Origin of the sequence: Streptomyces catenulae, from assembly GCF_000718015.1 — a bacterium.
Classification (GTDB): Bacteria; Actinomycetota; Actinomycetes; order Streptomycetales; family Streptomycetaceae; genus Streptomyces; species Streptomyces catenulae.
Genome location: NZ_JODY01000009.1, coordinates 39,988 through 53,783 on the forward strand (window position 1 = coordinate 39,988; position 13,796 = coordinate 53,783).

Annotated in this window: 12 protein-coding genes; 3 read left to right on the top strand and 9 right to left on the bottom strand. The window is 75.1% G+C overall.

Features of this window, described 5'->3' with window-relative positions; all coding sequences use genetic code 11:
- Nucleotides 1-87: 87 nt before the first annotated feature.
- Nucleotides 88-1,371, bottom strand: a complete 1,284-nt coding sequence (gene aceA, locus IF23_RS0110935; protein ID WP_030282367.1) for an isocitrate lyase — start codon at nucleotides 1,369-1,371, stop codon at nucleotides 88-90.
- Between the two features lie 379 nt (nucleotides 1,372-1,750).
- Here aceA and IF23_RS0110940 point away from each other — a divergent pair, with 379 nt between their 5' ends.
- A complete protein-coding gene (locus tag IF23_RS0110940) occupies nucleotides 1,751-3,169 on the top strand; it encodes a short-chain fatty acyl-CoA regulator family protein (protein ID WP_030282368.1) in 1,419 nt (472 codons plus the stop codon).
- 25 nt (nucleotides 3,170-3,194) lie between these two features.
- On the opposite strand, the gene IF23_RS0110945 is transcribed toward IF23_RS0110940, so the two are convergent.
- On the bottom strand, nucleotides 3,195-3,563 hold the full coding sequence (locus IF23_RS0110945; RefSeq protein WP_030282370.1) for a VOC family protein: 369 nt from the start codon (nucleotides 3,561-3,563) through the stop codon (nucleotides 3,195-3,197).
- A gap of 261 nt (nucleotides 3,564-3,824) precedes the next feature.
- Here IF23_RS0110945 and IF23_RS0110950 point away from each other — a divergent pair, with 261 nt between their 5' ends.
- Nucleotides 3,825-4,928, top strand: a complete 1,104-nt coding sequence (locus IF23_RS0110950; RefSeq protein WP_030282372.1) for an LLM class flavin-dependent oxidoreductase — start codon at nucleotides 3,825-3,827, stop codon at nucleotides 4,926-4,928.
- Nucleotides 4,929-4,986: 58 nt separating this feature from the next.
- On the opposite strand, the gene IF23_RS0110955 is transcribed toward IF23_RS0110950, so the two are convergent.
- The 6 genes from IF23_RS0110955 to IF23_RS0110980 form a co-directional block, all read right to left on the bottom strand.
- Nucleotides 4,987-5,610 (bottom strand): CE1759 family FMN reductase, encoded by a 624-nt coding sequence (locus IF23_RS0110955; RefSeq protein ID WP_030282374.1) that lies wholly within the window; start codon nucleotides 5,608-5,610, stop codon nucleotides 4,987-4,989.
- A 167-nt stretch (nucleotides 5,611-5,777) separates the two neighbouring features.
- Entirely contained in the window at nucleotides 5,778-6,521 is a 744-nt protein-coding gene (locus IF23_RS0110960; protein WP_030282376.1) for an SAM-dependent methyltransferase, read from the bottom strand.
- 146 nt (nucleotides 6,522-6,667) lie between these two features.
- Nucleotides 6,668-7,033: a hypothetical protein gene (locus tag IF23_RS0110965; RefSeq protein WP_030282378.1), complete on the bottom strand. Its 366-nt coding sequence runs from the start codon at nucleotides 7,031-7,033 to the stop codon at nucleotides 6,668-6,670.
- Between the two features lie 478 nt (nucleotides 7,034-7,511).
- Nucleotides 7,512-8,210 (bottom strand): DUF4328 domain-containing protein, encoded by a 699-nt coding sequence (locus IF23_RS0110970; RefSeq protein ID WP_051739480.1) that lies wholly within the window; start codon nucleotides 8,208-8,210, stop codon nucleotides 7,512-7,514.
- 118 nt (nucleotides 8,211-8,328) lie between these two features.
- The gene (locus tag IF23_RS0110975) at nucleotides 8,329-9,897 is read right to left on the bottom strand and encodes a transferase (protein WP_245654948.1); all 1,569 of its coding nucleotides are present in this window, start codon (nucleotides 9,895-9,897) and stop codon (nucleotides 8,329-8,331) included.
- Nucleotides 9,898-9,934: 37 nt separating this feature from the next.
- A complete protein-coding gene (locus tag IF23_RS0110980; protein ID WP_051739481.1) occupies nucleotides 9,935-11,467 on the bottom strand; it encodes a serine/threonine protein kinase in 1,533 nt (510 codons plus the stop codon).
- Nucleotides 11,468-11,746: 279 nt separating this feature from the next.
- On the opposite strand from IF23_RS0110980, the gene IF23_RS0110985 reads away from it, so the two are divergent.
- Nucleotides 11,747-13,081 (top strand): MFS transporter, encoded by a 1,335-nt coding sequence (locus IF23_RS0110985; RefSeq protein WP_157847999.1) that lies wholly within the window; start codon nucleotides 11,747-11,749, stop codon nucleotides 13,079-13,081.
- Between the two features lie 31 nt (nucleotides 13,082-13,112).
- Here IF23_RS0110985 and IF23_RS0110990 read toward each other — a convergent pair whose 3' ends face one another.
- Nucleotides 13,113-13,697, bottom strand: a complete 585-nt coding sequence (locus tag IF23_RS0110990; protein ID WP_030282388.1) for a helix-turn-helix domain-containing protein — start codon at nucleotides 13,695-13,697, stop codon at nucleotides 13,113-13,115.
- Between the last annotated feature and the right edge of the window lie 99 nt (nucleotides 13,698-13,796).

Below are 13,796 nucleotides of genomic sequence, written 5' to 3' on the forward strand. Positions count from 1 at the left end.
CCGGGCCGCGCGGGGCACGGTCCGGGCGGCCCGCCGCGCCACACGGGGAGGCGGGCGCGGCGGGCGAGGGGTTTCACCGGGTGTGGCCTAGTGGAACTGCTCCTCCTCGGTGGAGCCGGAGAGGGCGGTCGTGGTCGACGCCGGGTTGAGGGCGGTGGTGACGAGGTCGAAGTAGCCGGTGCCGACCTCCCGCTGGTGCCGGACCGCGGTGAACCCCTGCTCCTGCGAGGCGAACTCCCGCTCCTGGAGGTCCACGTAGGCGGTCATACCGTGCTCGGCGTAGCCGCGCGCCAGGTCGAACATCCCGTGGTTGAGGGAGTGGAAACCGGCCAGCGTGATGAACTGGAAGCGGTACCCCATCGCCGCCAGCTCCCGCTGGAACTTCGCGATCTGGTCGTCGTCCAGCGCCGCCTTCCAGTTGAACGACGGGGAGCAGTTGTACGCCAGCATCTGGTCCGGGTACCGCGCGTGGATCGCCTCGGCGAACTCCCGCGCCTGGCCGAGGTCGGGGGTGCCGGTCTCCATCCACAGCAGATCGGCGTACGGGGCGTACGCCAGCCCGCGGGCGATGGCCGGGGCCATGCCGTTGCGGACCCGGTGGAAGCCCTCCGCGGTGCGCTCACCGGTGGTGAACTCGGTGTCCCGCTCGTCGACGTCGGTGGTCAGCAGCGTCGCGGCGAGCGCGTCGGTGCGGGCCACGATGACGGTCGGCACGCCGGAGATGTCGGCGGCGAGCCGGGCGGCGTTGAGGGTGCGCACATGCTGGGAGGTCGGCACCAGCACCTTGCCGCCGAGGTGGCCGCACTTCTTCTCGGAGGCGAGCTGGTCCTCGTAGTGGATACCGGCCGCGCCCGCCGCGATCATCGCCTTGGTCAGCTCGAAGGCGTTGAGCGGACCACCGAAACCGGCCTCGGCGTCGGCGACGATCGGGGCGAGCCAGTCGGTGGTGTCGCCCGCGTCCTCGGCGGCGGCGATCTGGTCGGCGCGCAGCAGCGCGTTGTTGACCCGGCGCACCACCTGCGGCACCGAGTTCGCCGGGTAGAGGCTCTGGTCGGGGTAGGTCTGACCGGCCTGGTTGGCGTCGGCGGCGACCTGCCAGCCCGACAGGTAGATGGCCTGCAGACCGGCCTTGACCTGCTGCACCGCCTGACCGCCGGTGAGCGCGCCGAGTGCGTGGAGGTAGTCCCGCTCGTGCAGCTGGCGCCAGAGCCGCTCGGCGCCGCGCCGGGCGAGCGTGTGCTCCTCGCGGACGCTGCCGGACAGCCGGATCACGTCCTCGGCGCCGTAGTCGCGGGTCACGCCCTGCCACCGGGGGTCGGTCGCCCACTGCCGCGCGAGTTCCCCGGCGGCCTGTGTCCTCGCCTCTGCCATGACTGTCACCGTCTCCTCGGTCCGTGCCGACTGCCAAGTTCCCTGTCGCTACGCACAGGGGTGGCACTCTGTGTCAACTCTCGTGGGTGCGGCCCACCGTCACCTGCGTGACGGAGGTGAGCAATGCTGCCGTGCAACGACCTGCCGCTGTCGGGATCTCCAACGTCAGGGCCGTGGTTGCGCCCCGATTGCGGGTCGTGGTCGCCGGTGTCCGGCGGGCCGCACTGATGACTCTGGCACTGGCACTGAGTGCCAACAAGCATGGATCGTTGCCAAGTTCTGCGAATCTTCCGGCCGCCGATTGCCAAGGTTGCCAAGGGTGCCGGCCGGACCGCATCGCCTACCCTGACCAGCATCCGGCGGAGTGGGAGGGTGTGCGGTGGCCAAGACGTACGCGGGGGCGCGGCTGCGGAGCCTGCGCGAGGAACACGGTATGAGCCAGGCGGAACTGGCCCGCGTCCTCGCCATCTCGCCCAGCTACCTCAACCAGATGGAGCACGACTCCCGCCCGCTCACCGTCCCGGTCCTGCTCCGGCTGACCGAGGCGTTCGGCGTCGACCCCGGCTTCTTCTCCGAGCGCGACACCGGCCGCCTCGTCGCCGACCTGCGCGAGACGCTCGCCGCCGAACTCACCGAATCCCAGGTCTCCGCCGCCGACCTGACCGACCTCGCCTCGCGCCTCCCGGCCGTCGCCCGCGTCCTGCTCGACCTCGGCCGCCGCAACCACCTGCTCGCCGAACGGCTCGCCGGTGCCACGGACAGCCGCGGCACCGACCTGGCACACCCCCGCTCACCCCACGAGGAGATTCGCGACTTCTTCTACCGCCGCCGCAACTACCTCCACGACACCGACCTCGCCGCCGAGGACCTCGCCACGGAGTTGGGCATCCGCCCCGGCGACGTCCTGCGCACCCTCGCCGCCCGCCTCGCCGACCGCCACGGCATCCGCCTGACCACCGCCACCGGCGACCACCTCCACCACTACGACGAGCCGAGCCGCACCCTCCACCTCTCCACCCGGCTCCGCCCCGGCCAGCGCGCGTTCCGCATGGCCACCCAACTCGCCCTCCTCGAATACGGCGACGGTCTCGACCGCCAGGCGGCGGAGGACTTCGCCCCCGGCTCACCCGCCCACGCCCTGGCCCGCATCGGCATCGCCAACTACTTCGCCGCCGCGCTGATCCTGCCGTACGGCCCGTTCCGCGCCGCCGCCGAGGAGATGCGGTACGACCTCGAACGCCTCACCGACCGCTACGGCCTCGGCTACGAAACGGTCTGCCACCGGCTGAGCACCCTCCAGCGCCCGCGGCTGCGCGGGGTGCCGTTCTCCTTCGTCCGGGTCGACCGGGCCGGAAACATGTCCAAACGCCAGTCCGCCACCGGCTTCCACTTCTCCCGCGCCGGGGGCACCTGCCCGCTGTGGAACGTCTACGAGGCGTTCGCCGCGCCCGGCCGGATCCACGTCCAGATCGCCGAGATGCCCGACGGCAGCCGCTATCTGTGGACCGCGCGGGCCGTCACCCGCCACCGCGGCGGCTGGGGCGCGCCCGGCAAGACCTTCGCCATCGGCCTGGGCTGCGAGATCCGCCACGCCCACCGTCTCGTCTACTCCGACGGCCTCGACCTCACCAACGCCTCCGCCGCCACCCGTATCGGCATGGGCTGCCGCGCCTGCGAACGCCTCGACTGCCCCCAGCGCGCGGCCCCGCCCGTCGGCCGCTCCCTCCGCATCGACCAGCACACGGGCACCTTCGTCCCGTACCCGGTGGCGGGGGAGGGGAGCGGCCGGGACCGCTGAGGGAGCCCGGCGGGCCGGTCGGCGCTCAGCCCCGCCCGGTGTCGATCACACAGAAGCGGTTGCCCTCGGGATCGGCCAGCACGAGGAAATCGGCGTCGTCCGGCGCGAGGTCCCACGCCACCCGGCGGGCGCCCAGGCCCACCAGCCGCTCGACCTCGGCGGCCTGGTCGGCGGCGTCCCCGGCGTAGAGGTCCAGATGGACGCGGGGGCGCTCCTGGACCGGCGTCACGCTCCGCCCGAGCGCCACCTGCACGCCGTGCCCGGCGGCCGGTACGAGGACCGCCCAGTCGTCCTCGATCTCCTCGCGCGGGACATAGTCCAGCGCCGCGCACCAGAACGCCGCCGCCCGCCGCACGTCCGAGACCCCCAGCACCACCGAACCCACTGTCAGCATGGGCCGATTCTTCCGCACCGCCCGGCGCGACGGGCGGAAACGGGGAACAGACGGGCGGACGTCCGGCGCGCCGTGCCCCGGGGCGCCCCCGCCGTCCGCCCCGCTCCGGAGTGCCGCCGTACGGGTGGCATGGCACGCTGGCTGTGGCGTGGGCCCGGAGGCCGGAACCGGCCGGGCCGGGGGCGGGCGCCCGGCCGTCCCGCGGCACCGGGGCGGGCGCCCGGCCGCACCCCGAGGACGCAACCGAGCGAGGCGGTCACCATGGAGTTCGGCATCTTCACCGTCGGCGATGTGACGGCCGACCCGACCACCGGCCGTACCCCGAGCGAGCACGAGCGGATCAAGGCCACGCTCGCCATCGCGGCCAAGGCGGAGGAGGTCGGTCTGGACGTGTTCGCCACCGGCGAGCACCACAACCCGCCGTTCGTGCCGTCGTCGCCCACCACCCTCCTGGGGTATGTGGCGGCCCGCACCGAACGGATCGAGCTGTCCACCTCCACGACGCTGATCACCACCAACGACCCCGTGAAGATCGCCGAGGACTTCGCCTACCTCCAGCACCTCGCCGACGGCCGCGTCGACCTGATGCTGGGCCGCGGCAACACCGGGCCCGTCTACCCGTGGTTCGGCCAGGACATCCGCCAGGGCATCCCGCTGGCCATCGAGAACTACGCGCTGCTGCACCGGCTCTGGCGGGAGGAGGTGGTCGACTGGGAGGGCACGTTCCGCAGCCCGCTCCAGGGCTTCACCGCCACGCCCCGGCCGCTGGACGGGGTGCCCCCGTTCGTCTGGCACGGCTCGATCCGCTCCCCGGAGATCGCGGAACAGGCCGCCTACTACGGCGACGGCTTCTTCCACAACAACATCTTCTGGCCCATGTCCCACACCCAGCGGATGATCCGCCTCTACCGGCAGCGCTTCACCCACCACGGCCACGGCGCCCCCGACCAGGCCCTCGTCGGCCTCGGCGGGCAGGTGTTCCTGCGCGCCAACTCCCAGGACGCGGTCCGCGAGTTCCGCCCGTACTTCGACAACGCCCCGGTCTACGGACACGGCCCGTCCCTGGAGGAGTTCACCGAGCAGACGCCGCTGACCGTCGGCTCGCCGCAGCAGGTCATCGAGCGGACCCTCGGCTTCCGCGACGCCGTCGGCGACTACCAGCGGCAGCTGTTCCTGATGGACCACGCCGGACTGCCGCTGAAGACCGTCCTGGAACAGCTCGACCTCCTCGGCGGCGAGGTCGTCCCCGTCCTCCGCAAGGAGTTCGCCGCCCTCCGCCCGGCCGGGGTCCCCGACGCCGCACCCCGCCACCCGGCCGTCGTCGCCCGGGAGGCGGTCCCCGGCGTCGACCCGGAGGCCACCTAGCGCGGCCACCCGGCCCGTACGGACCGGCCGCCCGCACGCCGCGGGCGGCCGGTCCGCGTCAGGAGGCCGCCCCGCCGCCCAGCAACTGCTCCATCGGGACGACGTCCTCGAACTCGTCCCGCCGGACGCGCGCCCCGCAGCCCTGCACCAGCCGGGCGTAGTCCGCCGCCGCGGCCGCCACCCGGTTCCGCAGCGCCGCGCCCTGCTGGGCGGTGTCCGCGCCGAAATCGCCGGTCGCCGCGTAGACCCCGCGGGGCGAGACGACGGCGTGCAGATACGAGAACATCGGCCGCATCGCGTGCTCCAGCACCAGCGAGTGCCGTTCCGTCCCGCCGGTGGCGGCCATGAGCACCGGCATGTCGTCGAGCGTCCCCTCCGGCAGCACGTCGAAGAAGGACTTGAAGAGTCCGCTGAACGAGGCGTTGAAGGCGGGCGTCACCGCGATCACCCCGTCGGCCCGCGCCACCGTCTCGAACGCCTCCTCCAGCGGGCCGGTGGGGAACCCGGACAGCATCGCGTCCGTGATCGCCCGGCCCAGCGGCCGCAGCTCCACGAACGAGGAGTGGACGTCCTGCCCCCGGTCCGCCAGCTCGGCGCGGACCGCGGCCTCCAGCCGGTCGGCGAGCAGCCGGGTCGAGGACGGCTCCCGCAGGCCCCCGCTGATGATCGCCAGATTCGTCATCGCGTCACGATCCTCCGTCTCGGGCGGCGTCGCACCGTGCCCGCGACGCGCACACGGACCGCGCACGGACGGACCCGCGCCGCCCGGCGCCGTTTCCCCTCAGGCTACGGTTCGCCGCCGCACCCGGCAGGTCCACGGCACCCCGCCCGGCCGGGCCTGCGGCGGCCTCAGCGGGCGTCCGGGCCGCGCCGCAGGACCAGGGTGAGGAAACCCCAGGTGTCGCGGTAGACGCGCAGCCACTCGGTGCGGCGCAGATGCGCGGTGGCGAGCGCCGCCGCGCTGTCGGGGTCGTCGGGGTGGTCCAGCGCCCAGGCGGCGAGCGTGCCCCAGCAGGCCCACTCGTAGGCGTCCCGCTCCTCGCGGGTGCTGACATGGCCGTCCACCGGCGTCCACCCGTCGGCGGCGACACGGTCCAAGGTGGTCGCGAGATCGGCGAAGTCCCCGAGCATCTCGACCGCCTCCGGGGACGGGGTGCGCTCCCAGAAGCCGTCGCCGATCACCACATGGCCGCCGGGGGCGAGATGCTTGCGCGCCGCGGCCAGCGTGGGCAGCAGCCCGCCGAAGGCGTGCGCCGCGCCGACGCTCAGCACCAGGTCGAACGGCTCGGCGGCGGCGAACTCCGCGGCCGACCGCCGGTGCAGCGCGAGCCGGTCCGCGACGCCCCGCGCCCGCGCCCCGTCCCGGGCCCGGCTCAGCGCGTCCTCGGAGATGTCCACCCCGGTGGCCGATGCCTCGGGCCGCGCCACCAGGGCCCGGAGCAGCCATTCGCCGGTCCCGCACCCGAGGTCGAGCACCCGCTCGTCGCCCCGCGGGAGCGCCCTGGTCAGCAGCCGGTGGACGGAGTCGTCGTCGAGCGGCGCCTTGATCGGATGCCCGGTGTGGGCGATCCGGGAGATCTGTTCTCGGTTCATCGGGGCAGCTTCGCAAGGGGCGGGAGGCGGTGCATCCCCATTTCCGGGCGGGAGACCCCGGCCGGGTGGCGGGCCCGGGCATGCGGACGCCCCCGGTCCGGGGCCGGAGGAGGCCCGGACCGGGGGCGCCGTTCCGCGCCGACCCGTTACGGCTTGACCAGGAGGATCGAGTTGATCGGCGTCAGGTCCTTGTCGATGTAGTAGCCGGCGCCGAGGTAGCCCTGGCAGTCGCCGGTGCCGTTGTAGCCGGTGCAGGTGCGGGCCGTGGCGCCGCCCGTCTGGTTGTTGTAGACGTAGTGGTGGCCGACCTGCTTGCTGAGGTTGTGGGCGCCGTAGCTGTAGAACGCCAGCGACGGACGGTCGTTGTTCCACCCGGCGTTCTGCGGGTAGACGCAGACGGCCCCGGACGGGCAGCCGTGTACCGCGCCCGCCGCCTGGGCGGTGGTCGCGCCCGCCGTGGCGAGGGCGCCGGCCGCGAGCGTCAGGGCGACGGCCTTGGTGATCTTTCGCATGATTCCCCCTCGAGATCCGGTGCGCCGCTCCACGGACCCCGCCGACCTGCGGTGCGGCGGGCGTCCGGCGACGCACCGGAAATCTCGCATGAACTGCCGTGTCCCCACCATCTCTTTGGATGTAGCGGGAAACCGCAGGTATGTCGGGATGAAGTGTGCTAAAGGCTCGTCTGTTCTCCGTCGTCCCCCGGAGCGTGCGGAAGCCGCAGGACAGCGGCCCCGGGCGGCGCCGGGGCGTAGGTGCGGAGGCCCGCCTTCCGGCCCTCGGCGCGGGGCGGCGGCGCCGCCGGGTACGGCGCCGAAATCCGCCCGCTGCGGGCCCCCGGAAGGTGCTCCGGCGTAGCGGGCGCGCCCTCCGGCCCGCGGGGCGCGACCCGGACCTCCGCCCTCCGGGCCGGGCGCCCTCGCCCCTCTGCCTTACGGAGGGGTCCGGCAGCGGTACGAGAGGCGTACGGGCGCGGGTCGCCCGGCCCCGCGCTCACCCCGTCGCCGGTGTGTGCCGCCGGTTCTGCCAGGCGGTGATCCGGGTGAGGAGGACGACGATCAGTACGGCGGCGGCCAGATCGAGCGTCGCGCAGACCGTGGAGAGGGCCGCGGCGTGGCGCAGGCTCGACTCGGTGACCTTCTTGGCCAGGTAGTAGTGGCCCATGGAGCGGCTGAGCAGCGTGTCGGCGACGAACAGCGCCCACCAGGCGGTGACCGGCCCGCGCGGGGCCGGGCTGCGCGGGGCGCTGGCCCGCCAGATGTCCGTGACGACCTGGTGCGGGAGCCACAGGTTGGCGATGGGCGCGAACCAGCCACCGATCACCCAGCCGCGGGCGCGGCGCTGCGCCGTGCGGGGCCCGTACAGCTCGGCGTTGCACCGCGCCCGCCACAGCCAGAGCAGGAACACCGCACCGGCCGCGGCGTACAGCACCACTTGGGGTATCGACACCCACAGGGCGAAGGTGTCGGCGGCCCGCAGGTCCGCGACCGTCGCCGTACCGGCCCGGTAGGCGTGTACGACGAGGTAGTCGCGCCAGTCGGAGACCGTGATCAGGGCATTGCCCACGGTCGCCGCCGGGATGAGGAGGGCGGCGGCCCGGGCCGGGCCGGACACCGCCCGGAACCGCTGCATCGGTACGGAGGGGAGGCCGTTCGCCGTCCCCGCCGTGCTGTCCTGATGTGCACCGTCCACGTGCTCCCCCGAAGACTCGTGCGGCCGCCGGGCGCGGCCCGGGCCGGGAAGCGTAGTGCGGGCGGGGCCGCGGTGTCTCCGGTCGGGCACGTCCAAGTCGGGTGCGTAGCGGGCCGGTTCAGCCGCCGAGGAGGCGGAGCGCGCGGTAGCCGAGCCAGGCCAGCAGGCCCAGCGCGGTGACGAGTGCGGCGCCCCGTCCCAGTGCGGCCTGGGTGGCGAGGGTGGCGCGCCAGGCCATCCGGCGGGCGCGGACGCCGGTGGAGTCCAGGGCGGTCTGCAGGGTGCGGGCGAGGTGGTGGGTGGGGGTGAGGGCGACCGAGGTGCCCCGGAGGGCGCGCAGGACACCCGCCGCGTTGCGGGCGAGGAAGCCCCGCCGGGGCCGGGTGTCGGACGCCGGGCCCACCGGGTGGACCCGGGGCGTCCACCCGGGGCCGAAGACGACGACCGCGGTGGTCCAGGGATCGGCCGGGACCACCGCGTCCAGCCCGGACGGGACGGGCAGCCGCGCGTCCAGCCGTGCGGTCGTGCCGGGGTGGTCCCCCGCCAACAGGACCAGTTTCTCCGGGGGTTGGGTGGCGCGGGCCCGTTCGACCTCCCACCACAGTCCGTCGCCCGGACCCAGCCGCAGCACGATGAGCCGGGACAGCTCCATCAGTTGCAGGATCGCGGGCCGCCAGTCGTCGAGCGGCAGGTAGAACCGCGCGGCGCCCAGACGCGGCAGCGGCTCCCCGGGCCTGCCGACCGTGATGACCGGACCGACGGCGCCCAGCGCCCCCGCGAGCTGCTCCTCCCGCGAGTGCAGATTGACGAACGCCCCGTCGTCGACCTCGGCCGCATCGGCGTCATCGGCGAAACTGCGCAGATAGAGCACGGGGCGGCGGCCGTCGGCGCGCAGCGCCCCGGCCGCGCCGCGCACCGCGCGCGGCCGGGCGTGACGCAGGATCAGCACCCCGGCGCCCAACGCGGCCAACCCCGCGCAGAGCAGCACCAGTTGGGCCGTCAGCGGCATCTTGTAGCCCTGCTGCTGGGCCGTCTGCACGCTCAGCGCACCCACCGCGAAGAGCGTGTACCCGACGCCGCAGGCCACCAGGTACACCGGCCGCCGCCACCACGGGTGCCGCGGCGCGAACCGGTCGACCACCGCGACGACCTCCGCCGCGCCCGCCCGCCGCCGTCGCCGCAGCCACAGCGCCGGGACGAGCAGCACCACGGCGGGCACCGCCCACCACAGCGTGGCGGCACCCGAGTCGGCCGCCGCCGCGGAGCGCTCCGCCCGCTCCCGCCGGACCTCCGCCGCCAGCCCGGCCACCCGCGCCCGCGCCTCGGGGAACCGGCCCGCCCCGGCGGCGTCCGCGGCGGCCAGCACCGTGGACCGGCTCCGCCCGGCCGGGGCGTGCTCCCGGAACCAGGCGGCACCGGCCCGGACCCCGGCGGGCGGCGCGGCGCCACCGGCCCGGTCCAGCGCGGCGGTGAAGGCGGCGGCCCGCGCCGGGACGTCCCGGAAGCGGTCCAGGTCGCGCAGGTCCGCGCCCGCGTTGAGCGCGAGATGCAGCGCCACGTAACCCGCCACGACCGCGCCCGCCAGGAACAGCCGGGCCCACCTCCGCAACCGCGCAGCCACCTCGTACGCCCCCTTCGCCCCGTACCCCGCCGATCCGGCCCGTACGGCGTACGTACTCTCCACCACCGCGGCGGGGAGCGGAACAGCCGCGGGGCGAGGGGCGTCAGGGCAGGGCGAATTTCTGGTCGGCGGCGCCGTCGCAGTCGTGGAGGCGGAGCGGGACGCCGTCGCGGAGCGGCCCGGCGGGCTCCAGACAGCGGGCCGACCCCGGGTGGAGCAGGGAACCGTCCTCCCGCTGCTCCCACCGCTGCCCGTCGGCGCCGGTGCAGTCCTGCAGTTCGACGGCGGTGTCCTGGGCGCCGCCGTCCCCCACCGGGCCCAGACAGCGGTCCAGCGCCTCCAGCGACCCGCCGGGGCGGTGCACCCAGCGCTGCCCGGAGGCCGAGGAGCGGCACCCCCGCAGGCCCACCGCCGTGGGGCCGCCGTCCCCGCCGTGGACGTCCAGACAGGTGCCGTCCGGCCCGGCGACCGGCCCGGGACCACCGGACGGGGGGAGCGCGGAGGTGGCGACGGCGGGCGGCGGTGCGGGCGCGTCGTCGTCCTCGTGCCCTCCGGGGTGGGTCAGCAGGAACACGCCGACGGTCAGGACGACGGTGAGCGAGGAGACCCCGGCGAGGACGACCGGCAGCCGGTTCGCGCGCCGCCCGGCCGCGGCGTCGGGGGAGTGCGGCGCCTCCGGCGGGCGGAGAGCGGCGGCGGGCGCCGGTGGTGCGACGACCGTGCCGCCGGGCCGGGGCCGCGCGTCGCGCACCGTCGCCGTACCGGTCACCGTGCCCGCCCCGGACGCCCGGGCCGCGCCCCGCCCGCGTCCGGCCGGGAGCCTGCCACCGAGCACCGCCATGGCCACCTCGACGCCGGGGCGTTCGGCCGGGTCCTTCGCCGTCAGGGCGGTGATCAGCTCCCGCAGCCCGCCGGTGGCGCGGGTCATCTCGGGGAGCGGGGCGAGCAGTACGGCGGAGAGGGTGTCGCTCCGGGAGTCGCGGCGGAACGGCGCCGCCCCCTCCACCGCGTGGAACAGGGTCACCCCGAGGGAGAAGAGATCCGACGCCACCCCGCCCGCCCGGCCGTCGGCCCGCTCCGGCGAGGTGTACTCGAACGAGCCGACGAAGGCACCGGGCGCCGTGATCGTCTCGTCGCCGAGCACCCGCGCGATCCCGAAGTCCGCGAGCAGCACCCGCCCGTCGTCGGCCAGCAGCACATTGCCCGGCTTGATGTCACGGTGCACGACGGCCGCGTCGTCCGCCGCGCGCAGCGCCGACAGCAGCGCCGCGGCGATATGCGTCACATGGCCGGGATCCAGCGGCCCGTGCGCCAGCTCCGCGCGCAGCGAACGGCCCCGGACCAGCTGCATCACCGTCCACGGCACACCGTCCTCGATCACCACGTCGTAGACGGTGACGACGTTGGGGTGGTCGGCGAGGGCGGCGGCGTTGCGGCCCTCACGCTGCGCGCGGGCCAGCACCTCCCCGCGCGCCGCGGCGGAGGAGTCCGGCAGCCGGACCTCCTTGACGGCCACCGGGCGGCCCAGCAGTTCGTCCCGGCCCTCCCAGACCCGCCCCATGCCGCCGGACCCGACCTCGGCCACCAGGCGGTACCGCCCCCCGACCAGCCGCCCCGGCGCGCCCTCTTGCGTCACAGCCTCGCCCCTCGTAGCCGACGCGCGCCTGTCGCCGCCGCCGTCAGAACCTGTCGTCAGAACGGCGACGATACCGACCGCGCGGGATGCCGGGGGTGGCGACGGCGCGTTCCCGCGCCCCCGGCGCCGCCGCACGGCAGGGCGCGGACGGGGCCGGAAGCCGGGGGTGCGCGGAGCCGGTGGCGCATCGGCGTGGGAGCGGCTTCCGCGGGCCGGGCCCGCCCGCCATCATCGGTCCCGACACCCGGAAGGGGAGGCGTCGTTGGGGGTGCGGTGGCGGTGAACACGGTCCCGGTGGTCCGCGGTGGCCCGGTGGTGGCGACCATCGCGTTGGGCACGGTGCTCAACCCGCTGGACGCCACGATGGTCGCGGTGGCGCTGAACCGGATCCAGGGGCACTTCGGGGTGTCCGTCGCGGCGGTGTCCCTGCTGGCCAGTGGCTTCTTCGTGGCGGGCGCGGTCGGGCAGGCGCTGATGGGCGGGCTGGCCGACCGGTTCGGGCCGCGCCGGGTGTTCCGCGCGGGACTGCTCGTCGTGGCGGTCGCCTGCACCCTCGCGCCGCTCGCGCCGACGCTGGGGTCGCTGGTGGGGCTGCGGGTCGTCCAGGCGCTGGGCACCTCGGTGGCGTTCCCCACCGGGATGGCGATCATCCGGCGGCGGCTGTCCCGGTCGTCCGCGAAGGCGATGGGGGGCGTCACGACCGTCAACACGCTGTCCGCCGCGGTCGGACCGCTCGCCGGGGGGCTGCTCGTGTCATGGGCGGGGTGGCAGGCGACGTTCCTGGCCAATGTGCCGGTGGCGGTGGCCGCGGTGGTGCTGGCCGGAAGGGTGCTGCCCGCCGATCCGCCCCGCGCCGCGCACCCGCCCCGGGTGGACCTGCCCGGGGCCGCGCTCTACACCGCGGCGCTGGTGGCGTTGTTGACGTTCCTGCTGGGGCCCGGCTCCCCGGTGTCGTGGGCGGCGCTCGCGGTGGCGGTGCCCTTCGCGGTGGGATTCCTGCGCTGGGAGCGGCGGGTCCGGGAGCCGTTCCTGGACGTGACGCTGCTGGCCCGACGCCCCGTGCTGCTCGGGGTGTTCGCACAGTACGGGCTGGCCAACATCGCCTACTACGGGATGCTGTACGTGGTGCCGACATGGTTGCAGGCCGAGCGCGGCACCGACCCCACCACGGCGGGGCTGGTGCTGGTGCCGGTCGCGGTGTGCAGTGCGGCGGTGACCCCGTTGGCGGCGTGGTGGATCCAGAGCCGGGGAGCCCGCCCCACGCTGCTGACCGCCTCGGCCGTCCTCGTCGCCGGTGGCGGCCTCCTGCTGACCGTGGACGGTACGACCCCGCTGGCGTCGATCGCCGTGGCCTGTGTGCTGATCGGCATGGTCAACAACCCCAACACCCTGGGCCTGCAGGCCCTGTTGTACGCGCACACCCCGACCGAGCAGACCGGCACGGTCAGCGGGTTCTTCCAGGGCTTCCGCTACATCGGCTCCATCCTGTCGACCGCCCTGCTGGGCCTGGCGGTCGGGCCGCGGGCCCATGACGCCGGTATCCATCTGATGGCCGGTGCGGTGCTGGCCGTGGGCGTGCTGGTCACGGCGGTGAACGTGCTGCGGCCCCGGTGACACGCGCCCGGGGCCGACGGTTCCTTAGGGCTCACCCCGTCCCGCCGGCCGTCGGCGGCAGATGCACCGTCATGATCAGCTGGCAGGTCTCGGTGCCGGAGCCGCGGTAGGCGTGCGGGGTGTCGGCGTCGAAGGTGGCGGTCTGGCCCGCGGCGACGGGGTGTTCGGTGCCGTCGACGACCAGCACCATCCGGCCCGTGACGACGGTGACCGTCTCGACGACCCGGGCGAGGTGCGGATGGCTCGGGTACTCCTCGCCCGGCTCCAGCCGCCAGCGCCACACCTCGACCGGCGCCGGTCCGGAGGTCGTCAGCAGCAGCCGCGACTCGCCGCCGTGCGGGCCGTTCCACAGCGGCGCCACGGCGTCCGCGGACACCACCCGGACCCGGCCCTCGGGCTCCCCCTCCAGCAGCGTGGAGACCGGGACGCCGAGGGTGTCGGCCAGCCGGATCAGGGTGGCGAAGTTCGGATTGCCCTGCGCCTTCTCCAGCGCCACCAGGGCGCCCTTGCTCACCTGCGCCCGCCGCCCCAACTCGTCCAGGGACAGCCCGGCGCGGGTGCGTGCCGCCCGGACGTTGTGCGCCAGCATCCGCAGGGCAGCCGCGGTCTCGGCCATCCGATCACCCTTCTCCTGGCGGCCGCCCGGTCACGGCGCCCGCCGCCTGTCACGAACGGAACGCCGCCGTCCACACCGTGGTCGGTCGGTTGACACACG